This is a genomic window from Starkeya nomas (assembly GCF_902703545.1).
Classification (GTDB): Bacteria; Pseudomonadota; Alphaproteobacteria; order Rhizobiales; family Xanthobacteraceae; genus Ancylobacter; species Ancylobacter moscoviensis.
In genome coordinates this window covers 1,632,406-1,654,691 of record NZ_CACSAS010000001.1, presented here as the reverse complement: position 1 = coordinate 1,654,691, position 22,286 = coordinate 1,632,406, and the positions used below count along the sequence as shown (strand labels likewise).

The 22,286-nt window shown below is 66.0% G+C and carries 36 protein-coding genes and 1 tRNA gene; 34 read left to right on the top strand and 3 right to left on the bottom strand.

Features of this window, described 5'->3' with window-relative positions; genetic code table 11:
- The 33 genes from STARVERO_RS08035 to STARVERO_RS07875 form a co-directional block, all read left to right on the top strand.
- The coding region (locus tag STARVERO_RS08035) for an EF-Tu C-terminal domain-related protein (RefSeq protein ID WP_244616648.1) at positions 1-641 on the top strand (641 nt) is incomplete at its 5' end.
- 101 nt (positions 642-742) lie between these two features.
- The gene (rpsJ, locus tag STARVERO_RS08030) at positions 743-1,051 is read left to right on the top strand and encodes a 30S ribosomal protein S10 (protein WP_013166261.1); all 309 of its coding nucleotides are present in this window, start codon (positions 743-745) and stop codon (positions 1,049-1,051) included.
- Between the two features lie 22 nt (positions 1,052-1,073).
- Complete coding sequence (gene rplC, locus STARVERO_RS08025; protein ID WP_144343291.1) at positions 1,074-1,826, top strand: 50S ribosomal protein L3; 753 nt, start codon at positions 1,074-1,076, stop codon at positions 1,824-1,826.
- The gene (rplD, locus tag STARVERO_RS08020; protein ID WP_144343292.1) at positions 1,826-2,446 is read left to right on the top strand and encodes a 50S ribosomal protein L4; all 621 of its coding nucleotides are present in this window, start codon (positions 1,826-1,828) and stop codon (positions 2,444-2,446) included. The genes rplC and rplD overlap by 1 nt, the downstream gene beginning before the upstream one ends.
- Positions 2,443-2,739: a 50S ribosomal protein L23 gene (locus STARVERO_RS08015; RefSeq protein WP_144343293.1), complete on the top strand. Its 297-nt coding sequence runs from the start codon at positions 2,443-2,445 to the stop codon at positions 2,737-2,739. Before rplD ends, STARVERO_RS08015 begins: the two co-directional genes overlap by 4 nt.
- A gap of 23 nt (positions 2,740-2,762) precedes the next feature.
- Positions 2,763-3,596: a 50S ribosomal protein L2 gene (gene rplB / locus STARVERO_RS08010; RefSeq protein WP_144343294.1), complete on the top strand. Its 834-nt coding sequence runs from the start codon at positions 2,763-2,765 to the stop codon at positions 3,594-3,596.
- 17 nt (positions 3,597-3,613) lie between these two features.
- Positions 3,614-3,892, top strand: coding sequence for a 30S ribosomal protein S19 (rpsS, locus tag STARVERO_RS08005; protein ID WP_144343295.1), 279 nt, complete (start codon positions 3,614-3,616; stop codon positions 3,890-3,892).
- Positions 3,893-3,902: 10 nt separating this feature from the next.
- A complete protein-coding gene (gene rplV / locus STARVERO_RS08000) occupies positions 3,903-4,283 on the top strand; it encodes a 50S ribosomal protein L22 (protein ID WP_144343296.1) in 381 nt (126 codons plus the stop codon).
- Positions 4,283-4,990 carry a 30S ribosomal protein S3 gene (rpsC, locus tag STARVERO_RS07995; protein ID WP_144343297.1) on the top strand — a complete coding sequence of 236 codons (708 nt, stop codon included), beginning with the start codon at positions 4,283-4,285 and terminating at the stop codon, positions 4,988-4,990. The genes rplV and rpsC overlap by 1 nt, the downstream gene beginning before the upstream one ends.
- 30 nt (positions 4,991-5,020) lie before the next feature.
- A complete protein-coding gene (rplP, locus tag STARVERO_RS07990) occupies positions 5,021-5,434 on the top strand; it encodes a 50S ribosomal protein L16 (RefSeq protein WP_159598467.1) in 414 nt (137 codons plus the stop codon).
- 11 nt (positions 5,435-5,445) lie between these two features.
- Entirely contained in the window at positions 5,446-5,655 is a 210-nt protein-coding gene (gene rpmC / locus STARVERO_RS07985) for a 50S ribosomal protein L29 (RefSeq protein WP_144343299.1), read from the top strand.
- Between the two features lie 10 nt (positions 5,656-5,665).
- Positions 5,666-5,914, top strand: a complete 249-nt coding sequence (gene rpsQ, locus STARVERO_RS07980; protein ID WP_013166271.1) for a 30S ribosomal protein S17 — start codon at positions 5,666-5,668, stop codon at positions 5,912-5,914.
- Between the two features lie 76 nt (positions 5,915-5,990).
- A complete protein-coding gene (gene rplN, locus STARVERO_RS07975; protein WP_018390610.1) occupies positions 5,991-6,359 on the top strand; it encodes a 50S ribosomal protein L14 in 369 nt (122 codons plus the stop codon).
- Positions 6,359-6,676, top strand: coding sequence for a 50S ribosomal protein L24 (gene rplX, locus STARVERO_RS07970; RefSeq protein ID WP_144343300.1), 318 nt, complete (start codon positions 6,359-6,361; stop codon positions 6,674-6,676). The genes rplN and rplX overlap by 1 nt, the downstream gene beginning before the upstream one ends.
- The gene (gene rplE / locus STARVERO_RS07965; protein WP_144343301.1) at positions 6,669-7,226 is read left to right on the top strand and encodes a 50S ribosomal protein L5; all 558 of its coding nucleotides are present in this window, start codon (positions 6,669-6,671) and stop codon (positions 7,224-7,226) included. Before rplX ends, rplE begins: the two co-directional genes overlap by 8 nt.
- Before the next feature lie 59 nt (positions 7,227-7,285).
- Entirely contained in the window at positions 7,286-7,591 is a 306-nt protein-coding gene (rpsN, locus tag STARVERO_RS07960; RefSeq protein WP_144343302.1) for a 30S ribosomal protein S14, read from the top strand.
- 13 nt (positions 7,592-7,604) lie between these two features.
- A complete protein-coding gene (gene rpsH, locus STARVERO_RS07955; RefSeq protein WP_144343303.1) occupies positions 7,605-8,003 on the top strand; it encodes a 30S ribosomal protein S8 in 399 nt (132 codons plus the stop codon).
- A 20-nt stretch (positions 8,004-8,023) separates the two neighbouring features.
- Positions 8,024-8,557 carry a 50S ribosomal protein L6 gene (gene rplF / locus STARVERO_RS07950; protein WP_144343304.1) on the top strand — a complete coding sequence of 178 codons (534 nt, stop codon included), beginning with the start codon at positions 8,024-8,026 and terminating at the stop codon, positions 8,555-8,557.
- Positions 8,558-8,569: 12 nt separating this feature from the next.
- On the top strand, positions 8,570-8,932 hold the full coding sequence (rplR, locus tag STARVERO_RS07945; protein ID WP_144343305.1) for a 50S ribosomal protein L18: 363 nt from the start codon (positions 8,570-8,572) through the stop codon (positions 8,930-8,932).
- A 42-nt stretch (positions 8,933-8,974) separates the two neighbouring features.
- Positions 8,975-9,526, top strand: coding sequence for a 30S ribosomal protein S5 (gene rpsE, locus STARVERO_RS07940; RefSeq protein WP_013166279.1), 552 nt, complete (start codon positions 8,975-8,977; stop codon positions 9,524-9,526).
- A gap of 26 nt (positions 9,527-9,552) precedes the next feature.
- Positions 9,553-9,744: a 50S ribosomal protein L30 gene (rpmD, locus tag STARVERO_RS07935; protein WP_144343306.1), complete on the top strand. Its 192-nt coding sequence runs from the start codon at positions 9,553-9,555 to the stop codon at positions 9,742-9,744.
- Positions 9,745-9,764: 20 nt separating this feature from the next.
- Positions 9,765-10,256, top strand: a complete 492-nt coding sequence (rplO, locus tag STARVERO_RS07930; protein ID WP_144343307.1) for a 50S ribosomal protein L15 — start codon at positions 9,765-9,767, stop codon at positions 10,254-10,256.
- 58 nt (positions 10,257-10,314) lie between these two features.
- Entirely contained in the window at positions 10,315-11,646 is a 1,332-nt protein-coding gene (secY, locus tag STARVERO_RS07925) for a preprotein translocase subunit SecY (RefSeq protein WP_144343308.1), read from the top strand.
- Positions 11,643-12,227: an adenylate kinase gene (locus tag STARVERO_RS07920; protein WP_144343309.1), complete on the top strand. Its 585-nt coding sequence runs from the start codon at positions 11,643-11,645 to the stop codon at positions 12,225-12,227. Before secY ends, STARVERO_RS07920 begins: the two co-directional genes overlap by 4 nt.
- A gap of 189 nt (positions 12,228-12,416) precedes the next feature.
- Entirely contained in the window at positions 12,417-12,785 is a 369-nt protein-coding gene (gene rpsM, locus STARVERO_RS07915) for a 30S ribosomal protein S13 (RefSeq protein WP_013166284.1), read from the top strand.
- Positions 12,786-12,901: 116 nt separating this feature from the next.
- Positions 12,902-13,291 (top strand): 30S ribosomal protein S11, encoded by a 390-nt coding sequence (gene rpsK, locus STARVERO_RS07910; RefSeq protein ID WP_144343310.1) that lies wholly within the window; start codon positions 12,902-12,904, stop codon positions 13,289-13,291.
- 129 nt (positions 13,292-13,420) lie between these two features.
- Positions 13,421-14,437, top strand: a complete 1,017-nt coding sequence (locus STARVERO_RS07905) for a DNA-directed RNA polymerase subunit alpha (protein WP_144343311.1) — start codon at positions 13,421-13,423, stop codon at positions 14,435-14,437.
- A gap of 74 nt (positions 14,438-14,511) precedes the next feature.
- Positions 14,512-14,943 carry a 50S ribosomal protein L17 gene (rplQ, locus tag STARVERO_RS07900; protein WP_159598466.1) on the top strand — a complete coding sequence of 144 codons (432 nt, stop codon included), beginning with the start codon at positions 14,512-14,514 and terminating at the stop codon, positions 14,941-14,943.
- Positions 14,944-15,078: 135 nt separating this feature from the next.
- Positions 15,079-16,527, top strand: a complete 1,449-nt coding sequence (locus STARVERO_RS07895; RefSeq protein WP_159598465.1) for a DegQ family serine endoprotease — start codon at positions 15,079-15,081, stop codon at positions 16,525-16,527.
- A gap of 7 nt (positions 16,528-16,534) precedes the next feature.
- A complete protein-coding gene (locus STARVERO_RS07890; protein WP_159598464.1) occupies positions 16,535-17,851 on the top strand; it encodes a replication-associated recombination protein A in 1,317 nt (438 codons plus the stop codon).
- Between the two features lie 15 nt (positions 17,852-17,866).
- The gene (gene crcB, locus STARVERO_RS07885; RefSeq protein WP_144343315.1) at positions 17,867-18,250 is read left to right on the top strand and encodes a fluoride efflux transporter CrcB; all 384 of its coding nucleotides are present in this window, start codon (positions 17,867-17,869) and stop codon (positions 18,248-18,250) included.
- Between the two features lie 48 nt (positions 18,251-18,298).
- Positions 18,299-19,390, top strand: coding sequence for an RluA family pseudouridine synthase (locus STARVERO_RS07880; RefSeq protein ID WP_144343316.1), 1,092 nt, complete (start codon positions 18,299-18,301; stop codon positions 19,388-19,390).
- Between the two features lie 125 nt (positions 19,391-19,515).
- A complete protein-coding gene (locus tag STARVERO_RS07875) occupies positions 19,516-20,304 on the top strand; it encodes a polysaccharide deacetylase family protein (protein WP_159598463.1) in 789 nt (262 codons plus the stop codon).
- A gap of 92 nt (positions 20,305-20,396) precedes the next feature.
- On the opposite strand, the gene STARVERO_RS07870 is transcribed toward STARVERO_RS07875, so the two are convergent.
- Positions 20,397-20,481 (bottom strand) — tRNA-Leu (locus tag STARVERO_RS07870).
- A gap of 187 nt (positions 20,482-20,668) precedes the next feature.
- On the opposite strand from STARVERO_RS07870, the gene lipB reads away from it, so the two are divergent.
- Positions 20,669-21,424: a lipoyl(octanoyl) transferase LipB gene (lipB, locus tag STARVERO_RS07865; protein WP_159598462.1), complete on the top strand. Its 756-nt coding sequence runs from the start codon at positions 20,669-20,671 to the stop codon at positions 21,422-21,424.
- Here the strand turns inward: lipB and STARVERO_RS07860 are convergent.
- Positions 21,408-21,830, bottom strand: coding sequence for an ATP-binding protein (locus tag STARVERO_RS07860; RefSeq protein WP_144343319.1), 423 nt, complete (start codon positions 21,828-21,830; stop codon positions 21,408-21,410). The two genes, lipB and STARVERO_RS07860, sit on opposite strands and share 17 nt — an antisense overlap.
- A gap of 50 nt (positions 21,831-21,880) precedes the next feature.
- On the bottom strand, positions 21,881-22,216 hold the full coding sequence (locus STARVERO_RS07855) for an STAS domain-containing protein (RefSeq protein ID WP_159598461.1): 336 nt from the start codon (positions 22,214-22,216) through the stop codon (positions 21,881-21,883).
- Positions 22,217-22,286: the final 70 nt, after the last annotated feature.

Here is a 22,286-nt window from a genome sequence, read left to right as displayed (position 1 = left end):
CGGTGCTCGGCCGCGACGCGATCCTCGAGCTGATGACGCAGGTCGACGCCTACATCCCGCAGCCGGAGCGTCCGGTTGACCAGCCGTTCCTGATGCCGATCGAGGACGTGTTCTCGATCTCGGGCCGTGGCACGGTGGTGACGGGTCGCGTGGAGCGCGGCATCGTGAAGGTCGGCGAGGAAGTCGAGATCGTGGGCATCCGCCCGACGGTGAAGACGACGGTGACCGGCGTCGAGATGTTCCGCAAGCTGCTCGACCAGGGTCAGGCGGGCGACAATGTCGGCGTGCTGCTGCGCGGCACGAAGCGCGAGGACGTGGAGCGCGGCCAGGTTGTGTGCAAGCCGGGTTCGGTGAAGCCGCACACGAAGTTCAAGGCCGAGGCGTACATCCTGACGAAGGAAGAGGGCGGCCGTCACACGCCGTTCTTCACCAACTACCGTCCGCAGTTCTACTTCCGCACGACGGACGTGACGGGCGTGGTGACGCTGCCGGAGGGCACGGAAATGGTGATGCCGGGCGACAACATCTCGGTGGACGTGCAGCTGATCGTGCCGATCGCGATGGAAGAGAAGCTGCGCTTCGCCATCCGTGAAGGCGGTCGCACCGTCGGCGCCGGCGTCGTCGCCGCAATCATCGAGTGATGATTTAAACAATCCCGAGGGGCGCGGGATCGCCTGCGCCCCTTTTTCGTGGAGCTCGTTACAGAGCCCGACTGACGAGCCCTCTGGGAGCCTGAAGTCAAATGAACGGCCAGAACATTCGGATCCGCCTCAAGGCGTTCGATCACCGCATCCTGGACGCCTCGACGCGCGAAATCGTTTCGACGGCGAAGCGCACGGGCGCCCAGGTCCGCGGTCCCATTCCGCTGCCCACGCGGATCGAGAAATTCACGGTCAATCGTTCGCCGCACGTGGACAAGAAGTCCCGTGAGCAGTTCGAGATGCGGACGCACAAGCGTCTGCTGGACATAGTCGACCCGACCCCCCAGACGGTGGACGCGCTGATGAAGCTCGACCTCGCCGCGGGTGTCGACGTCGAGATCAAGCTCTGAGAGAAGGCGAAGGGACACGGCCATGCGGTCAGGCGTCATCGCCCAGAAGGTCGGCATGACCCGCATCTTTAACGATGCAGGTGAACATGTTCCGGTCACTGTGCTGAAAGTCGATAATTGCCAGGTGGTTGCTCACCGGACCGTCGAGAAGAACGGCTACACGGCCGTCCAGCTCGGCGTCGGTCAAGCGAAGCCGCAGAACACCACGCGCGCCCTGCGCGGCCACTTCGCCGTCGCGAAGGTCGAGCCCAAGCGCAAGCTCGCGGAGTTCCGCGTCGAGGAGAACGGGCTGATCCCGGTCGGCGCCGAGCTGACCGTCGACCATTTCGTGGTCGGTCAGTTCGTCGACGTGACGGGCACCTCCATCGGTAAGGGTTTTGCCGGTGGTATGAAGCGCCACAACTTCGGCGGTCTGCGCGCCACGCACGGTGTATCGATCTCGCATCGTTCGATCGGTTCGACCGGCGGCCGTCAGGACCCGGGCAAGACCTTCAAGAACAAGAAGATGCCTGGCCACCTCGGTGCCGAGACGGTCACCACCCAGAACCTCAAGGTCGTGCTGACGGATGTCGAGCGCGGTCTGATCGCGGTCGAGGGTGCGGTGCCCGGCAACAAGGGCGGCTGGATCATCGTGGCCGACGCCGTGAAGAAGCTGCTGCCGGCCGAAGCGCCGAAGCCGGGCAAGTTCCGGCTGCCGGGCGCGGAAGCGGCCAGCGAGGCGCCGGTGGCTGATGTGGCGCCCGCGACCGAGGCTCCGGCCGAGGAGAACGTGTGATGGAACTCGCCGTCAAAACTCTTGAGGGGGCCGAAGCCGGTTCCGTCACCCTGTCGGACGAGATCTTCGGTCTCGAGCCGCGCCAGGACATCCTGCACCGCGCCGTGGTGTGGCAGCTCTCGCGCCGCCAGGCCGGCACGCACGAGACCCTGACCCGCTCGGAAGTCAACCGCACCAAGCGGAAGATGTACAAGCAGAAGGGCACCGGCGGTGCTCGCCACGGTGCGGCTTCCGCTCCGCAGTTCCGCGGCGGCGCCAAGGCGTTCGGTCCGGTGGCCCGCAGCCACGCGATCGAGCTGCCGAAGAAGGTCCGGGCTCTCGCCCTGAAGCACGCCCTGTCTTCCAAGGCGAAGGACCAGCAGATCATCGTCCTCGACGATGCCACGCTGTCCGAGCCGAAGACCAAGCTGCTCAAGGAGCGTCTGGCGGGTCTTGGCCTGTCGAACGCCCTCGTGGTTTCGGGCGCCGAGGTGGATGCCAATTTCGGCCTCGCCTCGCGCAATGTCACCCACCTCGACGTGCTGCCCGTCCAGGGCATCAACGTCTACGACATCCTGCGTCGTCAGACCCTGGTGCTGACGAAGGCGGCTGTCGATGCTCTGGAGGCGCGCTTCAAATGAGTCTCGATCCGCGCCACTACGACGTGATCGTGTCCCCGGTCATCACCGAGAAGGCCACGAGCGCGTCCGAGCACAACAAGGTCGTCTTCAAGGTTGCTCTGTCGGCCACCAAGCCGCAGATCAAGGAGGCGGTCGAGAAGCTTTTCGACGTGAAGGTCGAGAGCGTGAACACGCTGGTCCGCAAGGGGAAGACGAAGTTCTTCCGCGGCCGCAAGGGCGTGCAGAACGACGTGAAGAAGGCGGTCGTGACCCTCGCCGAGGGGCACTCCATCGACATCACGACGGGTCTGTGAGCCGGAATTAAGGGACCAGAGACATGGCGCTCAAAACCTTCAAGCCGGTAACGCCGAGCCTTCGCCAGCTCGTCATCGTCGACCGCTCGGGCCTGTACAAGGGCAAGCCGGTCAAGACGCTGACCGAGGGCAAGTCGGAGGCGGGCGGTCGCAACAACACTGGTCGCGTGACCGTGCGCTTCCGTGGCGGCGGTCACAAGCAGGCCTATCGCGTCGTCGACTTCAAGCGCACCAAGCGCGACGTGGCAGCGACGGTCGAGCGTATCGAGTACGACCCGAACCGCACGGCGTTCATCGCCCTCATCAAGTATGAGGACGGCGAGCTCAGCTACATCCTCGCGCCGCAGCGTCTTGCGGTCGGCGACCAGGTGATCTCGTCGAAGAACGTCGACGTGAAGCCGGGCAACGCCGCCCCGCTGGGCAACCTGCCGGTCGGCACGATCGTGCACAATGTCGAGCTGAAGATCGGCAAGGGCGGCCAGATCGCCCGTTCCGCCGGCTCGTACGCGCAGATCGTCGGCCGCGACCAGGGCTACGTGATCATCCGCCTCAACTCGGGTGAGCAGCGTCTGGTGCATGGCGAGTGCGTGGGCACGGTGGGCGCGGTGTCGAACCCCGACCACATGAACATCAATCTCGGCAAGGCCGGCCGCAAGCGCTGGCTCGGCCATCGCCCGCACAACCGCGGTGTCACGATGAACCCGGTCGACCACCCGCACGGCGGCGGCGAAGGCCGCACCTCGGGCGGCCGTCATCCGGTCTCCCCGTGGGGCTTCCCCACGAAGGGCAAGAAGACCCGGAAGAACAAGTCGACCACCAAGTTCATCGTGTCCAGCCGGCACGCCCGCAAGAAGTGAGCGAGGGAATCTGAACTATGTCTCGATCGGTCTGGAAAGGTCCGTTCGTCGACGGCTACCTCCTCAAGAAGGCGGAAGCCGCGCGCACGTCGGGTCGTCACGACGTCGTCAAGATCTGGAGCCGCCGTTCCACGATCCTCCCGCAGTTCGTGGGGATCACGTTCGGCGTGTACAACGGCAACAAGCATGTGCCGGTCTCGGTGACCGAAGACATGGTGGGCCACAAGTTCGGCGAGTTCGCCCCGACCCGTACCTATTACGGGCACGCGGCGGACAAGAAAGCCAAGCGCAAGTAAGGGCAGGGTCATGGGTAAGGCAGCTCGTCCGCGCACGCTCGCGGATACGGAAGCCAAGGCGGTTGCGCGTAACCTTCGCGTCAGCCCCCAGAAGCTCAACCTCGTCGCCGGTCTCATCCGGGGCAAGAAGGTCTCGGTCGCTCTGGCCGACCTGCAGTTCTCGCGCAAGCGGATCGCCGGCGACGTGAAGAAGTGCCTGGAGTCGGCGATCGCCAATGCCGAGAACAACCATGAGCTGGACGTCGACGATCTCATCGTCGCCGAAGCCCATGTCGGCAAGGGCCTGGTCATGAAGCGCTTCGCGGCGCGCGCCCGTGGTCGCGCCAGCCGTATCGAGAAGCCGTTCTCGCATATCACGATCGTGGTGCGTGAAGTCGAGGAGAAGGCCTGATGGGTCAGAAGGTCAACCCGGTCGGGCTGCGGCTCGGCATCAACCGCACCTGGGATTCGCGCTGGTTCGCCGGCAAGGGCGAATACGGTCAGCTGCTGCACGAGGACATCAAGATCCGCGAGATGCTGCTGAAGCTGCTGAAGCAGGCGGCCGTCAGCAAGATCGTGATCGAGCGTCCGCACAAGAAGTGCCGCGTGACCATCTACTCGGCTCGTCCGGGTGTGGTGATCGGCAAGAAGGGCGCCGACATCGACAAGCTGCGCAAGAAGGTCTCCGAGATGACCAGCTCGGAAGTCTTCATCAACATCGTCGAGATTCGGAAGCCGGAAATCGATGCGCGACTCGTCGCCGAATCGATCGCCCAGCAGCTTGAGCGCCGTGTGGCGTTCCGTCGCGCCATGAAGCGCGCGGTGCAGTCGGCGATGCGTCTGGGCGCGGAAGGTATCCGTATCAACTGTTCCGGCCGCCTCGGCGGCGCGGAAATCGCACGTCTCGAATGGTATCGTGAAGGCCGCGTGCCGCTTCACACCTTGCGCGCGGACGTGGATTACGGTACGGCCACCGCCTTCACGACCTACGGCACCTGCGGTGTCAAGGTCTGGATCTTCAAGGGCGAGATCCTGGAGCACGATCCGATGGCGCAGGACAAGCGCCAGTCGGAAGGTGAGCCGTCGGGTGGTCGCTCGTCTCGTCGCGACGCGGCGTGAGCAGGGTGAAGAAGGAATAAGAGGCGCGATATGCTGCAACCAAAGCGCACGAAGTTCCGCAAGCAGTTCAAGGGCCGCATCAGCGGTGCCGCGAAGGGCGGAACTGACCTCAATTTCGGCCAGTTCGGGCTTAAGGCCCTTGAGCCGGAGCGCGTAACTGCGCGTCAGATCGAAGCCGCGCGTCGCGCGCTGACCCGTCACATGAAGCGTGCGGGCCGCGTGTGGATCCGGGTGTTCCCGGACGTGCCGGTGTCGTCGAAGCCGACCGAAGTCCGCATGGGTAAGGGCAAGGGCGCGCCGGATTACTGGGCGGCCAAGGTCAAGCCCGGTCGCATCATGTTCGAGATCGACGGTGTGACCCAGGACATCGCCCGCGAGGCGCTGCGACTGGCGGCGGCCAAGCTGCCGATCAAGACGCGTTTCGTCGAACGCATCGCCGAGTGACGGAGGAAATGATGACGAAGATCTCCGACGTTCGGACGAAGACGGCCGACGAGCTCCAGGATGAGCTGCTGAACCTCAAGAAGGAGCAGTTCAACCTGCGCTTCCAGAAGGCGACGGGTCAGCTCGAGAACACGGCGCGGGTGCGTCAGATCCGCCGCGATATCGCGCGGGTCAAGACCGTCCAGGCGCAGAAGGCCGCTCCCGCGGCCAAGGCTAAGTGAGGAGAGGGCGATGCCGAAGCGTTTGCTGCAGGGCGTCGTGGTGAGCGACAAGCAGGACAAGACCGTCGTGGTCCGGGTCGAGCGCCGTTTCACCCATCCGCTGCTGAAGAAGACCGTCCGTCGTTCCAAGAAGTACCATGCCCATGATGAGGGCAACGTCTGGAAGGAAGGCGACACCGTCTGGATCGAGGAGCACCGCCCCTTGTCCAAGCTCAAGAACTGGATCGTGGTCCAGGGCGAGAAGCGGGCTGAAGTCTGAACGCCCGGATAACGGGATTGAGGGGCGTGCGCCGGCTTAACGGCTGCACGCAGTTTTTGCGAGAAATAGGTGCGTCATGATCCAGATGCAGACCAATCTCGACGTGGCGGACAACTCCGGTGCGCGTCGCGTTATGTGCATCAAGGTGCTCGGCGGTTCGAAGCGCAAATATGCCCATGTCGGCGACATCATCGTGGTGTCGGTGAAGGAAGCCATTCCGCGCGGTCGCGTGAAGAAGGGCGACGTGATGAAGGCGGTCGTGGTTCGCACGGCCAAGGACATCCGTCGCGTCGACGGCTCGGTGATCCGCTTCGACCGCAATGCGGCCGTGCTGATCAACAACAACAAGGAGCCGGTCGGCACCCGTATCTTCGGGCCGGTTCCGCGCGAGCTTCGCGCCAAGAACCACATGAAGATCATTTCGCTGGCGCCGGAGGTGCTTTGATGGCCGCGAAGATTAAGAAGGGCGACAAGGTCGTCGTTCTCGCCGGCCGCGACAAGGGCCGCACCGGCGAGGTATTCGAGGTGCTTCCGAAGGACGGCACCGCGCGTGTGCGCGGTATCAACCTCGTGAAGCGCCACCAGCGGCAGAGCGCGAACCAGGAAGGCGGGATCATCTCCAAGGAGGCCCCGATCGACCTGTCGAACATCGCGATCGCCGATCCGAAGGACGGCAAGCCGACCCGCGTCGGTTTCCTTGTGCAGGCGGACGGCACGAAGGTGCGCGTCGCCAAGCGCTCGGGGGAGAAGATCGATGGCTGAGACCAGCTACAGCCCGCGGCTGAAGGCCTTCTATGACGACGTTGTCCGTCAGAAGATGGTCGAGCAGTTCGGCTACAAGAACGTCATGGAAGTCCCGACGATCGACAAGATCGTCATCAACATGGGCGTTGGCGAAGCGACGGCGGATACCAAGAAGGTGCAGAACGCTGCGGCGGACCTCGCGCTGATCGCCGGCCAGAAGCCGGTCGTCACCCGCGCCCGCAAGGCGATCTCCAACTTCAGGCTGCGTGAAAACCAGCCGGTTGGTGCCAAGGTCACGCTGCGCAAGGCGCGGATGTTCGAGTTCGTCGACCGTCTCGTGAACATCGCCCTGCCGCGCGTGCGTGACTTCCGCGGCCTGAACCCCAAGAGCTTCGATGGCCGTGGCAACTACGCCCTCGGCATCAAGGAGCACATCGTGTTCCCCGAGATCAACTACGATAAGGTTGATCAGATGTGGGGCATGGACATCATCGTCTGCACGACGGCGAAGACGGACGACGAGGCGCGCGCGCTTCTGAAGGCCTTCAACTTCCCGTTCCGTCAGTAAGCATCCCCTTCCGGCCGTGGGGCGGGAGCCCCAAACGCGGAGACTAGGAGCAAGATCATATGGCGAAGAAGAGCGCGGTCGAGAAGAACGAACACCGCCGGAAGCTCGCGAAGAACTATTCCGGCAAGCGTTCGCGTCTCAAGGCCCTTATCAGTGACAAGGAACTGCCGATCGAGGAGCGCTTCGCAGCGGTCCTTAAGCTCGCGCAGCTCCCGCGCAATTCGGCGAAGGTGCGCATCCGCAACCGGTGCGAAGTCACCGGCCGTCCGCGTGCGTTCTATCGCAAGCTGAAGATGAGCCGCATCGCGCTCCGCGAACTTGGTTCGCAGGGCCAGATCCCCGGCCTCGTTAAGTCGAGCTGGTGAGGAGGGTCGATCCATGTCCACGACTGATCCGATCGGCGATCTGATTACCCGCATCCGCAACGCGCAGATGCGTCGTAAGGAAAAGATCACCACGCCGGGCTCGCGCCTGCGCGCCAGCGTTCTCGAAGTTCTGGCCTCCGAAGGCTTCATCCGCGGCTATACCGCGGGCGAGCCGGTCAACGGCCGTACCGAGTTCGAGATCGAGCTGAAGTACTATGACGGCGAGCCGGTGATCCGCGAGATCGCCCGCGTCTCGAAGCCTGGCCGGCGCGTCTACTCGTCGGTCAAGACCCTTCCCCGCGTCGCCAATGGTCTTGGCGTCGCTGTCGTCTCCACGCCGCAGGGCGTGATGGCGGACCACGAAGCCCGCGACAAGAACGTGGGCGGCGAGGTCCTCTTCACGGTCTTCTGATCGGGGAGGAGAGAGAGCACATGTCCAAGATCGGTAAAGCTCCCATTACTGTTCCGGCCGGCGTCACCGCCACGGTGGATGGCCAGACGGTGAAGGTTAAGGGCCCCAAGGGCGCCCTCGAAGTGAAGGTCGTCGACGAGATCGGCGTGAAGCTGGAGGGCGGCGCTCTCCTGTTCTCGCTGAACGGCGAGACCAACCGCCACAAGGCGATGTGGGGCCTTTCCCGCACGCTGGTGTCGAATCTCGTCGAAGGCGTGACCAAGGGCTTCGAGAAGAAGCTCGAAATCAACGGCGTCGGCTATCGCGCCGCGGTGCAGGGCAAGAACCTGAGCCTGGCGCTCGGCTTCAGCCACGACGTGAACTATCCGATCCCGGAAGGGATCCAGATCACGACGCCGAAGCCGACCGAGATCGTCGTGACCGGCATCGACCGCCAGAAGGTCGGTCAGGTCGCCGCCGAGATCCGCGAGTTCCGCGGTCCCGAGCCCTATAAGGGCAAGGGCGTGAAGTACGCGGGTGAGTTCATCTTCCGCAAGGAAGGCAAGAAGAAGTAACGGACCCGAACCATGGCTCAGTACCAGGACGCTACCGAGCGCCGTAAGGCGCGTGTCCGTCGTGCTCTCCGCGCGACGGCGAACGGGCGGCCGCGCCTTTCGGTGCATCGCTCGTCGAAGCACATCTATGCGCAGATTATCGACGACGCGCGCGGCGTGACGCTTGCGGCCGCCTCGACGCTCGAGAAGGACCTGCGGGGAAGCCTGAAGACCGGCGCGGATATCGCGGCGGCCCAGGCGATCGGCAAGCTCGTGGCGGAACGTGCCGTCGCAGCCGGTGTGAAGGATGTGGTCTTCGACCGCGGCGCCTTCATCTATCACGGCCGCGTCAAGGCGCTCGCCGATGCCGCCCGCGAGGGCGGCCTCAACTTCTGAGATCACGAGCGGGATCCCCCGCAGAACGACGAGGATAAGATCATGGCTCGTGAACGTGAGCGTGAACGCGAGGATCGCGACAACACGTTCGTGGACAAGCTGGTCCACATCAACCGTGTCGCGAAGGTTGTGAAGGGCGGCCGTCGCTTCGGCTTCGCCGCGCTGGTCGTCGTGGGCGACCAGAAGGGCCGCGTCGGCTTCGGCCACGGCAAGGCCCGTGAGGTGCCGGAAGCGATCCGCAAGGCGACGGAAGCCGCCAAGCGCGCGCTGATCCGCGTGCCGCTGCGCGAAGGTCGGACGCTGCACCATGACGTGCACGGCCATCACGGCGCCGGCAAGGTCATCCTGCGCGCCGCTCCGGCCGGTACCGGCATCATCGCCGGCGGCCCGATGCGTGCGGTCTTCGAGACGCTCGGCATGCAGGATGTGGTGGCGAAGTCGTTCGGCTCGTCCAACCCGTACAACATGGTCCGCGCGACCTTCGAGGCCCTGAAGAACCAGGACAGCCCGCGTCTGGTTGCGGCTCGCCGCAGCCTGAAGGTGTCGCAGCTTCAGTCGCGCCGCCGCGTCGATGACGCGGAAGCGACCGACTGACGCCTGAGAGGTCAAGGAAACTTATCATGGCGAAGAGCACCAAGACGGTCACGGTGGAGCAGGTCGGCAGCCCGATCCGCCGCCCTGACGATCAGCGGGCCACCCTCATCGGTCTCGGCCTGAACAAGCTCGGGCGTCGTTCGACGCTCGAAGACACCCCGGCCGTGCGTGGCATGATCCAGAAGGTTCGCCACCTCGTCCGCGTCGTCGAAGCGTGACGGCGGGAAGGAGACAGGCGATGAGCAGCCTCAACGAGATCAAGGACAACGCCGGCGCCCGCAAGAAGCGCATGCGCGTCGGCCGTGGCATCGGTTCCGGCAAGGGCAAGACCGCCGGCCGTGGCGTGAAGGGTCAGACCTCGCGCACCGGCGTCGCGATCAAGGGCTTCGAAGGCGGCCAGATGCCGATCCATCGGCGCCTGCCCAAGCGCGGCTTCCACAACATCTTCGCGCTGGACTGGAACGAGGTCACCCTCGGTCGCATCCAGACGGCGGTCGATGCCGGCAAGCTGGACGCCAAGGCGACCATCACCCAGGCGACGCTCGTCGAGGCGGGCGTGCTGCGCCGTGCCAAGGCTGGTGTGCGCGTGCTCGGCTCCGGTGAGCTGAAGGCGAAGGTGACGCTTGAAGTCGCGCATGCGACCAAGTCCGCCCTCGCGGCGGTCGAGAAGGCTGGCGGCAAGGTCACGCTGCTCGCGTCCAAGGCCGAGACTGGCGAAACGGCGGCCTGACGCTTAAGTCAGGCCTATCCGTACACTTGCAGAGCACAGACGAGGGAGCGAAGCCACCATGGCCTCGGCAGCAGAACAGCTCGCGGCTAACCTCAATTTCGGTGCTCTGGCGAAAGCCGACGAACTGAAGAAGCGCATCTGGTTCACGCTGGGTGCGCTTCTCGTGTATCGGCTGGGCACCTATATCCCGATGCCCGGGATCAATCCCGACGCGCTCGCCGACGTCTTCCGCACGGCGCAGCAGGGCATCATCGGCCTGTTCAACATGTTCTCGGGCGGCGCGGTCTCGCGCATGGCGATCTTCGCCCTGAACATCATGCCGTACATCTCCGCCTCCATCATCATCCAGCTGCTGACCACCGTCTCGCCGACGCTGGAAGCGCTGAAGAAGGAAGGCGAGGCGGGCCGTAAGCAGATCAACCAGTACACGCGCTACCTCACTGTGGTGCTCGCCGTGTTCCAGTCCTACGGCATCGCCGTCGGTCTCGAGGGCTCGGGCGCCGTGGTCTCCGATCCCGGCTGGTTCTTCCGCATCTCCACCGTGATCACGCTGACCGGCGGCACGATGTTCCTGATGTGGCTCGGCGAGCAGATCACCTCGCGCGGCATCGGCAACGGCATCTCGCTGATCATCTTCGCCGGTATCGTGGCGGAGCTGCCCTCGGCGATCGCCAACACGCTGGAGCTGGGCCGTCAGGGCGCACTGTCGACCGGCATCATCCTCGCGGTGATCCTGATGGCCGTCGCGGTCATCATGTTCATCGTGTTCATGGAGCGTGCCCAGCGTCGGCTGCTGATTCAGTATCCGAAGCGCCAGGTCGGCAACAAGGTGTATGAGGGCCAGTCCTCCCATCTGCCGCTGAAGCTGAACACGTCGGGCGTCATCCCGCCGATCTTCGCCTCGTCGCTGCTGCTGATCCCGACCACGGTCGCGAGCTTCATGCAGGGGCAGGGGCCGGGATGGCTGACCACGGTGACGACCCTGATCGGCCACGGCCAGCCGCTCTTCATGCTGCTGTATGTGCTGCTGATCGTGTTCTTCTGCTTCTTCTACACCGCTATCGTGTTCAACCCGACCGAGACCGCGGACAATCTGAAGAAGCACGGTGGCTTCATCCCCGGCATCCGTCCGGGCGAGCGCACGGCCGAGTACATCGACTATGTGCTGACTCGCATCACCGTGATCGGTGCGGCTTACCTTGCGATTGTGTGCCTGTTCCCGGAGATTCTGATCTCCTACGCAGCGGTGCCGTTCTATTTCGGCGGTACATCGCTGCTCATCGTGGTGAGCGTGACCATGGATACGGTCGCGCAGGTCCAGGGACATCTGCTGGCGCATCAATATGAGGGGCTGGTCAAGAAGGCCAAGCTCAGGGGGAAGCGCCGATGAGGCTCATTCTGCTCGGGCCGCCGGGGGCGGGTAAGGGCACGCAGGCTCAGCGTCTGGTCACGCGTCACGGGATCGTCCAGCTCTCGACCGGCGACATGCTGCGCGAGGCGGTCCGCAACGGGACGCCGATCGGGCTCAAGGCCAAGGCCGTGATGGACGCGGGGCAGCTCGTTTCGGATGAGATCGTGGTCGGGATCATCTCCGACCGCATCGACGAGCCGGATTGTGCCCGCGGGTTTATCCTCGACGGTTTCCCGCGCACGGTGGCTCAAGCGGAGGCTCTTGACCGCATCCTCGCGGAGAAGGGCCTCAAGCTTGACGCGGTGATCGAGCTCAAGGTTGATCAGGACAAGCTGGTCCATCGTATCATCCAGCGCGCCAAGGAGACGGCGGCACGCGGCGAGCCGGTGCGCAAGGATGACGATCCGGAGGTCTTCAAGACCCGGCTCGAAGCCTTCAACCGGGATACCGCCGTGGTCGCGCCCTACTATGCGAAGCGGGGCCTTCTGGTGGCTATCGACGGCATGCAGCCGATCGACGAGGTCACCAAGGCGATCTCGGACGTGCTCGAGACGGTCTGAGGTATACGTCCGCGCGGCTTGACATGGGGGCGGAATCGCTCTATGTGCCGCGCTTCACTTAAGCGGGTGCCGCGCATCGACATCAAACGCTGATGTCGCGCGGCTTCGTGCGTATCTCCGCAGGGGCCGGTCTCCACCGGACGCGGAGTTTGTCAATTCCGGCTTGCCGGATCACATGGAGAGAGCGACGTGGCTCGTATTGCAGGCGTAAATATCCCGACCAACAAGCGCGTCATCATTGCGCTTCAGTACATTCACGGCATCGGTGCGAAGAACGCCGCCGATATCGTTGAGAAGGTCGGCATTCCGCTCGATCGCCGGGTCAACCAGCTGACCGACCAGGAAGTGCTGCAGATCCGTGAGACGATCGACCGCGACTATCTGGTCGAAGGCGACCTGCGTCGCGAAGTCTCGATGAACATCAAGCGTCTGATGGACCTCGGCTGCTACCGCGGCCTGCGTCATCGTCGCGGCCTGCCGGTGCGTGGCCAGCGTACCCACACGAATGCCCGCACCCGCAAGGGTCCGGCCAAGCCGATCGCCGGCAAGAAGAAGTGAGTTGAGCGGGCTCCGGCCCGCTTTTCCGCGCCGGAGCCCTGGGCGACCGGCGCATTCGACACGAATATTGTCCCGAGCGCCTGGAATGACGGGCGCGCCTGAAGGATCGAAGGTCTATGGCTAAAGAAGCTGCCCGCATCAAGCGTCGCGAGCGCAAGAACATCGCCTCCGGCGTCGCGCATGTGAATGCGTCGTTCAACAACACCATGATCACCATCACCGACGCGCAGGGCAACACGATCTCCTGGTCGTCGGCCGGCGCCATGGGCTTCAAGGGCTCGCGCAAGTCGACCCCGTATGCGGCGCAGGTTGCGGCCGAGGATTGCGCCCGCAAGGCGGCCGAGCACGGCATGCGCACCATCGAGGTCGAGGTGTCGGGTCCGGGTTCGGGCCGTGAGTCGGCGCTGCGCGCCTTCCAGGCCGCGGGCTTCACGGTGACGTCGATCCGCGACGTTACGCCGATCCCGCACAATGGCTGCCGTCCGCGCAAGCGTCGGCGCGTCTGACGCTTAATCATCCAGCGGCGCGCGAGCGCCGCAGGGGCCGCTGCGTTTGGCATTCCCTATCCGGCAGAGACCGGGGGCGGAGCTGCCGGCCAGGGTGTCCGGGGCACCGTCGAAACCAAGGGTGACGTCGTGATTCAGAAGAATTGGCAGGAGCTGATCAAGCCCGAGAAGCTCGAGGTCGCGGTCGGCAGCGATCCGAAGCGCCTCGCGACCGTTGTCGCCGAGCCGCTGGAGCGTGGCTTTGGCCAGACGCTCGGCAATGCGCTGCGCCGTATCCTGCTGTCCTCCCTCCAGGGCGCGGCGGTGACGTCCGTGCATATCGACGGCGTCCTGCACGAGTTCTCCTCGATTCCGGGCGTTCGCGAGGATGTCACCGACATCGTTCTGAACATCAAGGACATCGCCATCAAGATGGCCGGCGACGGCCCGAAGCGGATGGTGGTGAAGAAGCAGGGTCCGGGCATCGTCACCGCCGGTGACATCCAGACGGTGGGCGATGTGCAGGTGCTGAACCCCGAGCTCGTGCTTTGCACGCTCGACGACGGCGCCGAGATCCGCATGGAGTTTACGGTCGACACCGGCAAGGGTTACGTGGCGGCGGATCGCAACCGTCCCGAGGACGCGCCGATCGGCCTCATTCCGGTCGACAGCCTGTACTCGCCGGTCAAGAAGGTCTCCTACAAGGTCGAGAACACCCGCGAGGGCCAGATCCTCGACTATGACAAGCTGACCATGACCATCGAGACTAACGGTTCGGTCAGCCCCGAGGACGCGCTCGCCTTCGCCGCGCGCATCCTGCAGGACCAGCTCGAGATCTTCGTCAACTTCGAAGAGCCCAAGCGCGAAGCGGAAAGCCCTGCCATGCAGGAGCTGCCCTTCAACCCGGCGCTGCTGAAGAAGGTGGACGAGCTGGAGCTGTCGGTCCGTTCGGCGAACTGCCTGAAGAACGACAACATCGTCTACATCGGCGACCTGATCCAGAAGACCGAGGCGGAGATGCTCCGCACCCCGAACTTCGGCCGCAAGTCGCTGAACGAGATCAAGGAAGTTCTCGCGAGCATGGGCCTGCACCTCGGCATGGAAGTGCCGGGCTGGCCGCCGGAGAACATCGAGGATCTCGCCAAGCGGTTCGAAGATCACTACTGAGCATTGAACGCGGCGTTCGAGCCGCTACAACCATCATCGGCTCGAAAGCCGTCGCACGTTAGGATTTAGTCGCCATGAACCACGGCAAAGCCCATCGCCGGTTCAACCGGACCGCTGAGCACCGCAAGGCCATGTTCGCCAACTTGGCGCAGGCGCTCATCACCCATGAGCAGATCATCACCACCCTGCCGAAGGCCAAGGATCTTCGCCCGGTGGTCGAGAAGCTGATCACCCTCGGCAAGCGTGGCGGTCTGCACGCCCGCCGCCAGGCCATCGCCGAAGTGCGCGACGTTGCCGTCGTGCGCAAGCTCTTCGACGTGATCGGCCCGCGCTACAAGGAGCGCAACGGCGGCTACACCCGCATCATCAAGGCGGGCTTCCGCCATGGCGATTCGGCGGCGATCGCGGTGATCGAGCTGGTCGACCGCGACGAGGCGGCCAAGGGCGCGGCGGATCTCGCCCGTCACGAGGCGGCGAAGGCGGAAGAAGCCACCGTCGCGGCGTGAGCCGGCACACAGAACGAATTGGGACGAGGGGCGGCCTGGAGCCGCCCCTTTTCTTTTGGCGCACAGACGAGGGAAGGGTGCCGCAGATGCGGCTTGCCCTTTCTCCGCCGCAGGCCGGGGACTATATCTGGCGATATGAAACGCTTTGTCCTCATCACCGCCGCTCTTCTCGCCACTGCTCCGCTCGCCGCGCAGCCGGCTCCCACCGTTCCGGTGCCGGGGGCTGCCGCCGGCGGCCCGCGCGTGCCGACCTCGCGGGCGGAGATCGGCCTCAGCTTCGGGCCGGTGGTGGCCCGCACGGCGCCGGCCATCGTCAACGTCTATGCGATGCGGGCCGTGCAGGCCCGGCGTGGCCCTTCGCTGCTGGAAGACCCGTTCTTCCGCCGCTTCTTCGGCATGCCGCAGGGCCCGGGATTCGGCGGCCCCAGCGAGCGCGTGCAGCGCTCCCTGGGCTCGGGCGTGATCGTCGACCCGTCGGGCATCGTGGTGACTAACAACCATGTCATCGAGGGTGCCGACGAGGTGCGCATCTCGCTTGCCGACAAGCGCGAATTCGACGCCGATATCCTGCTGCGCGATCCGCGCACCGATCTCGCGATCCTCAAGCTGCGGGACGGCAAGGCCAGCTTCCCGGCGGCGCAGCTCGGCTCCTCGGATGACCTTCAGGTCGGCGACATCGTGCTCGCCATCGGCAATCCGTTCGGCGTCGGCCAGACGGTGACGCAGGGCATCGTCTCGGCGCTTGCCCGCACGCAGGTTGGCATCACCGATTACCAGTTCTTCATCCAGACCGATGCGGCGATCAATCCCGGCAATTCCGGCGGCGCGCTCGTGGACGGTGCCGGCCGGGTGATCGGCATCAACACGGCGATCTTCTCTCGTTCCGGCGGCTCGCAGGGCATCGGCTTCGCCATTCCGGCGGACATGGTGCGCGTGGTGCTGGAATCGGCGCTTGGCGGCGGCAAGTCGGTGCGTCGCCCGTGGCTCGGCGCCAGCCTGCAGGCGGTGACGGCCGACATCGCGGAAGGGCTCGATCTGCCGCGGCCGGTCGGCTCGCTGGTCCAGAGCATCCGCCCCGACAGCCCCGCCGAGAAGGGAGGGCTGCGCGTCGGCGATCTCATAACCAGCATCGCCGGGCAGGAGGTCGATGACCCCGACGCCTTCGGCTACCGCTTCGCCACCCGTCCGCTGGGCGGCGCGGTGGAAGTGGCTGTCGTGCGGCAGGGCAAGGCGATGACACTGTCGATCCCGCTCCAGCCCGCGCCCGAGACGACGCCGCGCGAGGAGGTGACGCTTTCCGGTCGCTCGCCGCTCACCGGGGCAACAGTGGTGAATCTCTCCCCCGCCGTGGTCGAGGAGATGCGTACCATCGAGGCCGACAAGGGCGTGGTGGTGACGGCGGTTGCCGAGAACACGCCGGCCGAGCGCACCAGCCTGCGGGCGGGCGACGTGATTCTGGAGGTCAACGGCGTCGCGGTCGAGACTACCGCCGATCTCGTGCGCGCTACGGCGAAGCCGGCCCGCATGTGGCGGATCACCGTTCAACGAGGCGGCCGCACGCTGACCGCCATGGTTCCGGGCTGAGGCTGCCTTGTCCGATCTCTTCGCTACCGCCGGACTGGAAGGCGCGGCCCCGCGGCCGCTGGCGGATCGTCTGCGCCCGCAGCGCCTCTCCGAGGTCGTCGGGCAGGAGCATCTGACGGGGCCGGAAGGCGCGCTGACACGTATGATCGCGAACCGCTCGCTCGGCTCGCTCATCTTCTGGGGGCCGCCCGGCACCGGCAAGACCACGGTCGCCCGGCTGCTGGCGCGCGAGACCGACCTGCACTTCGAGCAGATCTCCGCCATCTTCACCGGCGTCGCCGACCTCAAGAAGGTGTTCGAGGCGGCACGGGGGCGGCGGGCCATCGGGCAGGGGACGCTGCTCTTCGTCGACGAAATCCACCGCTTCAACCGTGCCCAGCAGGATGGCTTCCTGCCGGTGATGGAAGACGGCACCATCACCCTGATCGGTGCGACGACGGAAAACCCGTCTTTCGAGCTGAATGCCGCGCTGCTGTCCCGCGCCCGCGTGCTCGTCTTCAAGGCGCTCGACGCGGAGGCCATCGAAAGGCTTCTGCAGCGCGCGGAGACGCTGGAGGGGCGGCGCCTGCCGCTTGATCCCGACGCCCGCGCGGCGCTCGCCGGCATGGCGGATGGCGACGGCCGCTATCTCCTCGGCCTCGCCGAGGAGCTGCTGTCCCTGCCGGAGGGGCCGGACCTCGACGTGGCGGGCCTCGCCGCCACCATGCAGAAGCGGGCGCCCATCTACGACAAGGGGCAGGACGAGCACTACAACCTGCTGAGCTGCTTCCATAAGAGCCTGCGCGGCTCGGATGTGAATGGCGCCATGTACTGGGCCGCTCGCATGATCACCGGTGGCGAGGACCCGGGAACCGTCTTCCGTCGCCTCTGCTGCGCGGCGTCCGAGGATGTCGGCATGGCCGATCCTCAGGCGATGCCGATGGTCGTGGCTGCCTGGACCGCCTTCGATCGCGTGGGCTGGCCGGAAGGCCGCCTGTTCCTCGCCCAGGCCATCGCCTATGTCGCCACCGCGCCGAAGTCGAATGCCGCTTATTCGGCCTTCAACGCGGCTTTGGCGCTGGCACAGAAGACCGGCTCGCTGCCGCCGCCCAAGCACATCCTGAATGCGCCGACCAAGCTGATGAAGGAACTCGGCTACCACGCCGGCTACCGCTACGATCACGATTTCCCCGATGCCTATGCCGGGCAGGAGTTCTTCCCCGAAGAACTCGCCGGCGATCCGCGGACGGATTTCTACGCGCCCAATGAGCGCGGCTTCGAGCGCGAGGTGAAGAAGCGGCTGGAATACTGGGCGCGCCTGCGCGCCGAGCGGCAGGGCAGGTGATTTGGGAGGCGGCCGGTGAATGCGATTGCACTGGTGTTCGTCGGGGCCGGCATCGGCGGCGTGCTGCGGCATCTGGTGAATGTCGCCGGGCCGCGAGTCTTCGGCACCGGATTCCCGGCCGGAACCCTGCTGATCAATGTGCTCGGCTCGTTCCTCATCGGCTGCGTCGCGGGCTGGCTCGCCTTCAAGGCGGGAGAAAGCTGGAGCCAGAACGTGCGGCTCTTCGTCGTCACCGGCGTTCTCGGCGGCTTCACCACCTTCTCCGCCTTCTCGCTGGAGACGGCCCTGTTGGCGGAGCGCGGGGAGATGGGCCTCGCGGCGCTCTATGTCGGCGGTTCCGTCGCCCTTTCGCTCTTTGCTGTGTTCGGCGGGCTCGCGCTGATGCGGGCTCTCGCGTGACGCGGCGCTGCGTCTCGGCTATGTGCTGGGGCGAGGAGAAAACCATCCATGGCCGTTGAGACACGTCGCGTCGACCCGGACGAAGAGGGCATGCGGCTTGACCGCTGGTTCAAGACGCATTTCCCCGACCTGTCCTTCGGTCATCTGCAGAAGCTGCTGCGCAGCGGGCAGGTGCGGGTGGACGGCGGTCGGGTGAAGACCAATTCGCGCCTTTCCGCCGGCCAGAGCATCCGTATTCCGCCGCTGGAGGAGAAGCCGCAGCTTTCCGCCGCCGACCATCTGGAGGCCGAGGAGCGCGTCGCGCGCGGCGAGGCGCCGGTCCGTCCTGCGCGGAATGGTACGCCCGCTCGCGGGGAGGGCGTCGTGGCGCCGGCGGTGAAGCGCGCCAGCGCCGACGACAAGGACGCGGTCGCGCTGCGTCAGATGACGCTCTACGAGGATCGCGACGTGCTCGTGCTCAACAAGCCCTACGGCCTCGCCGTGCAGGGCGGCTCGGGCACCTATCGGCACGTCGACGGCATGCTGGAGGCGCTGCGTGGTGATGACGGCCAGAAGCCGCGCCTCGTCCACCGCATCGACAAGGACACCTCCGGCATCCTTCTGGTGGCCAAGAGCCGCCTTGCGGCCTCCACCCTGGCCAAGACGTTCCGCTCGCGCTCGGCGCGCAAGGTCTACTGGGCTCTGGTCCCCGGCGTTCCGCGCCCGTCGCAGGGGCGCATCTCGACCTATCTCGCCAAGGACGAGGCGGCGGAGCGGATGCGCGTTGCCCGCCACGGCGACGACGAGGCGAGCCACGCCATCTCCTACTACGCCGTGGTGGACCATGCGGCGCAGAAGCTGTCCTGGCTGTCGCTGAAGCCGGTCACGGGCCGCACGCACCAGCTGCGCGCCCATGCGGCCCATATCGGCCATCCCATCGTCGGCGATCCGAAATATTTCAACGTCGAGAACTGGCCGCTGCCGGGCGGCCTGCAGAACCGGCTCCACCTGCTGGCGCGTCGGCTCGTCATCCCGCATCCGCGCGCCGACCGGCTGATAGACGTTTCCGCGCCGCTGCCGCCGCATATGCAGCAGAGCTGGAACGTGCTCGGCTTCGACGCTTCGCAGTACGATCCCATCGTCGAGGCGCCGGAGAGCTGACCCGCTCCATTCAGCCATGCGGCGCGCGACGGGCTGGAACGCTCGCCGGGCGTTCTCGAACGGATGGCGCGGCGGCGGGCGATGGGCTAGGGATTTGGCGCCGTCATCTTTCGGGAAGCCCTGCCATGTCCTGCCTCGCGAGCCGCGTTGCCATCGTCCTGGCGGTGTGCGGGCTCGCCGCGGCGCCGGCCTTGGCGGCGCAGGATTGCGAGGGCAGGCTCGGCACCTCGCGCGTCATGGAGGTCGACCCCACGGGCGGGCTCCAGGTCGGCACCAAGCATTTCCCGCAGACCCTCGACCTCGCCGACAAGGAAGTCGTGCTCACCTTCGACGACGGTCCTCTGCCCGGCACGACCCCGACCGTGCTGAAGGCGCTGGCCCGCGAATGCGTGCGTGCAACCTTCTTTCTGGTCGGCCGCAACGCGGCGGCGCATCCGGACCTCGTCCGCCGCGCGATCGCCGAGGGGCACACGGTCGGCCATCACAGCATGACCCACCCCATGACGCTGGCCGACATGCCGTTCGACAAGGCGGTCGCCGACATCGACCGGGGCCTGCGGGCGGATGACAAGGCGGCCTATGGCGTCGCTGGTGCCCGCCCGCCCGTGCCGTTCTTCCGCTTCCCCGGCTTCGGCTCCTCGCCGGCGCTGCTGGACTATCTGAAGGGGCGGGGCATCGGCGTGTTCGGTGCCGACCTGTGGGCGTCGGACTGGAATCCGATGACGCCGGACGAGCAGCTCAAGCTGGTGATGACCCGGCTCGACCATGCCGGGCGGGGAATCATCCTGTTCCACGACACCCGCAGCCAGACGGTGAAGATGCTGCCCGCCTTCCTGGCGGCGCTGAAGGAGAAGGGCTACCGGGTGGTGCACGTCGTGCCGCCGCCGGCCCGTTCCGCCGCCGTGCCGCAATAGGCGCTTCCAACCGACCCGTTTTCCCGATGCCGGGGGCCGAAAACGACAACGGCGACCCTGAAGGTCGCCGTGCGTTCCGAACCCGGATTATTTGGTGCGGTCGAGAGGACTCGAACCTCCACGGTGTTACCCACTGCCACCTCAAGGCAGCGCGTCTACCAATTCCGCCACGACCGCATTGCCGGCACCGAGGCTGCTTCGTCAGCAGCCGGCGCGAGCGGGGCATCGTCTAACAGATCGAATGGGGCTCCACAAGGGCCGCGACGCCCGCGACGCCGGTCCGCCGCCGCCTGTGGACAGCCGTGCCCGGCACGCATGGCGGAGGCAGGAGACAGAAGACGGGGCAGTGACTATGTATCCTGTCATGACCGATGCGCCGCACCTCACCCCGAACCCCGCCGCCATGGCGCGCGATGCGCTCTCGCCCGTACTTCTCGCCGGGCCAGGCAATCCGCCGGTGCGCTGGCGTGTCTCGGCGGAGCCCGTCGCCTATCCCGACGCTCTGGCGGAGATGGACCGGCTGGCCGAGGAAATTGCCGCCGGGCGTGCCGACGAACTGGTCTGGCTGCTGGAGCATCCCCCGCTCTACACCGCAGGCACCAGCGCGCGGCCGGAGGATCTTGTGGACGCGGAGCGATTCCCGATCTTTCAGACGGGGCGGGGCGGGCAGTTCACCTATCACGGTCCCGGCCAGCGCGTGGCCTATGTGATGCTCGATCTCAAGCGCCGCGAGCCGGACCTGCGCCGCTACGTCGCTGCGCTGGAGGAATGGCTCATCCGCGCGCTCGACGCCTTCAACGTGAAGGGCGAGCGGCGCGAGGACCGCGTCGGCGTCTGGGTGCGTCATCCGACCAAGGCCGGGGAGGGCGAGGACAAGATCGCCGCCATCGGCATCCGCGTGCGCCGCTGGGTGACGATGCACGGCATCTCGCTGAATGTGGAGCCGGAGCTGTCGCACTTCGCCGGCATCGTGCCCTGCGGGGTGCGCGAGCACGGCGTCACCAGCCTCGTCGAGCTGGGACTGCCGGTGACGATGGTGGATGCCGACCTCGCGCTGCGCCGCGCCTTCGAGACGGTCTTCGGGCCGACCGTCGCCGAGGAGACTACGCCGTCAGCTTGAAGCCGAGCGTCAGCACGTTGCGCCCACCTTCGCGCCGGTAGGCGAAGCTGTCGCAGAGCGTGCGCACCAGATGCACGCCGAGCCCGCCTATGGGGCGTTCCTCGACCGTGCCGGTGAGGTTCGGCGCCGGGGCGGCGAAGGGATCGAAGGCGTCGCCATCGTCGCTGAAGGTGAGTTCCAGCCTGTCACCGGTGCGGCGGATATGCACGCCGATGTCGCCGGTGCGCCCGTCCGGGTAGCCGTGGTCGACGGCGTTGTTGAAGAACTCGTCGACCGCGAGCTCCAGCCGGTAGGCCGGCGTCGGCGGGATGTCCGCCTGCTCGATGAAGGATTCGAGCCGGCCGATCAGCGGTTCGAGCTGGCTGAGGTCGTTCGTCAGGCGGATGTCGAGCTCAAGGTCAGTCAACGGCCCGTCCCCCATTCCGTCGCGCCGCCGATGAAGCCGGTGGCGCCCGATCAGGTGAAGGTGGCGAGGGCCGCTTCGCGGCTCTGATGGATCGGAATCAGCGTCGAGAAGCCGCTGACGTCGAACACTTCATGCACCTGCGGGATCAGGCCACACACCGCCAGCGTCGCGCCGGAGCTGCGCGCCAGCTTGGTGGCCTTCAGCACGACGCGCAGGCCGGCCGAGCTGATGTAGGTGAGATCGGCGAAGTCCAGCAGGATGATGCTGCCGTCGTCCGGCGCCGCCGCCAGGAACTCGTCCAGCTTGGGAGAAGAGCTGCTGTCGAGCCGTCCCCGTACGGCCGTGACCACGACATTGCCCTCGACGATACGGTCGATCTGTATCACGTCCCAACTCCAAGAATGCCGCTGCAGGACGCTGCCGGGACAGGGCCGGGGGCGCGTTCCGCGCCCTCGT

What these genes read in the sequence shown, in the direction of transcription:
- rplD (WP_144343292.1), top strand. Translation starts at nt 1,826, where the DNA reads ATGGAACTCGCCGTCAAAACTCTTGAGGGGGCCGAAGCCGGTTCCGTC.
- STARVERO_RS08015 (WP_144343293.1), top strand. Translation starts at nt 2,443, where the DNA reads ATGAGTCTCGATCCGCGCCACTACGACGTGATCGTGTCCCCGGTCATC.
- rplE (WP_144343301.1), top strand. Translation starts at nt 6,669, where the DNA reads ATGGCTGAGACCAGCTACAGCCCGCGGCTGAAGGCCTTCTATGACGAC.
- rpsQ (WP_013166271.1), top strand. Translation starts at nt 5,666, where the DNA reads ATGCCGAAGCGTTTGCTGCAGGGCGTCGTGGTGAGCGACAAGCAGGAC.
- rpsC (WP_144343297.1), top strand. Translation starts at nt 4,283, where the DNA reads ATGGGTCAGAAGGTCAACCCGGTCGGGCTGCGGCTCGGCATCAACCGC.
- STARVERO_RS07880 (WP_144343316.1), top strand. Translation starts at nt 18,299, where the DNA reads ATGGCCGTTGAGACACGTCGCGTCGACCCGGACGAAGAGGGCATGCGG.
- STARVERO_RS07875 (WP_159598463.1), top strand. Translation starts at nt 19,516, where the DNA reads ATGTCCTGCCTCGCGAGCCGCGTTGCCATCGTCCTGGCGGTGTGCGGG.
- STARVERO_RS07895 (WP_159598465.1), top strand. Translation starts at nt 15,079, where the DNA reads ATGAAACGCTTTGTCCTCATCACCGCCGCTCTTCTCGCCACTGCTCCG.
- rplC (WP_144343291.1), top strand. Translation starts at nt 1,074, where the DNA reads ATGCGGTCAGGCGTCATCGCCCAGAAGGTCGGCATGACCCGCATCTTT.
- rplR (WP_144343305.1), top strand. Translation starts at nt 8,570, where the DNA reads ATGGCTCAGTACCAGGACGCTACCGAGCGCCGTAAGGCGCGTGTCCGT.
- secY (WP_144343308.1), top strand. Translation starts at nt 10,315, where the DNA reads ATGGCCTCGGCAGCAGAACAGCTCGCGGCTAACCTCAATTTCGGTGCT.
- rpsS (WP_144343295.1), top strand. Translation starts at nt 3,614, where the DNA reads ATGTCTCGATCGGTCTGGAAAGGTCCGTTCGTCGACGGCTACCTCCTC.
- rpsH (WP_144343303.1), top strand. Translation starts at nt 7,605, where the DNA reads ATGTCCACGACTGATCCGATCGGCGATCTGATTACCCGCATCCGCAAC.
- rpsK (WP_144343310.1), top strand. Translation starts at nt 12,902, where the DNA reads ATGGCTAAAGAAGCTGCCCGCATCAAGCGTCGCGAGCGCAAGAACATC.
- STARVERO_RS07920 (WP_144343309.1), top strand. Translation starts at nt 11,643, where the DNA reads ATGAGGCTCATTCTGCTCGGGCCGCCGGGGGCGGGTAAGGGCACGCAG.
- rplB (WP_144343294.1), top strand. Translation starts at nt 2,763, where the DNA reads ATGGCGCTCAAAACCTTCAAGCCGGTAACGCCGAGCCTTCGCCAGCTC.
- rplP (WP_159598467.1), top strand. Translation starts at nt 5,021, where the DNA reads ATGCTGCAACCAAAGCGCACGAAGTTCCGCAAGCAGTTCAAGGGCCGC.
- rpmD (WP_144343306.1), top strand. Translation starts at nt 9,553, where the DNA reads ATGGCGAAGAGCACCAAGACGGTCACGGTGGAGCAGGTCGGCAGCCCG.
- rplN (WP_018390610.1), top strand. Translation starts at nt 5,991, where the DNA reads ATGATCCAGATGCAGACCAATCTCGACGTGGCGGACAACTCCGGTGCG.
- rplX (WP_144343300.1), top strand. Translation starts at nt 6,359, where the DNA reads ATGGCCGCGAAGATTAAGAAGGGCGACAAGGTCGTCGTTCTCGCCGGC.
- rpsJ (WP_013166261.1), top strand. Translation starts at nt 743, where the DNA reads ATGAACGGCCAGAACATTCGGATCCGCCTCAAGGCGTTCGATCACCGC.
- rplO (WP_144343307.1), top strand. Translation starts at nt 9,765, where the DNA reads ATGAGCAGCCTCAACGAGATCAAGGACAACGCCGGCGCCCGCAAGAAG.
- rplQ (WP_159598466.1), top strand. Translation starts at nt 14,512, where the DNA reads ATGAACCACGGCAAAGCCCATCGCCGGTTCAACCGGACCGCTGAGCAC.
- rplV (WP_144343296.1), top strand. Translation starts at nt 3,903, where the DNA reads ATGGGTAAGGCAGCTCGTCCGCGCACGCTCGCGGATACGGAAGCCAAG.
- lipB (WP_159598462.1), top strand. Translation starts at nt 20,669, where the DNA reads ATGACCGATGCGCCGCACCTCACCCCGAACCCCGCCGCCATGGCGCGC.
- rplF (WP_144343304.1), top strand. Translation starts at nt 8,024, where the DNA reads ATGTCCAAGATCGGTAAAGCTCCCATTACTGTTCCGGCCGGCGTCACC.
- rpmC (WP_144343299.1), top strand. Translation starts at nt 5,446, where the DNA reads ATGACGAAGATCTCCGACGTTCGGACGAAGACGGCCGACGAGCTCCAG.
- rpsN (WP_144343302.1), top strand. Translation starts at nt 7,286, where the DNA reads ATGGCGAAGAAGAGCGCGGTCGAGAAGAACGAACACCGCCGGAAGCTC.
- rpsE (WP_013166279.1), top strand. Translation starts at nt 8,975, where the DNA reads ATGGCTCGTGAACGTGAGCGTGAACGCGAGGATCGCGACAACACGTTC.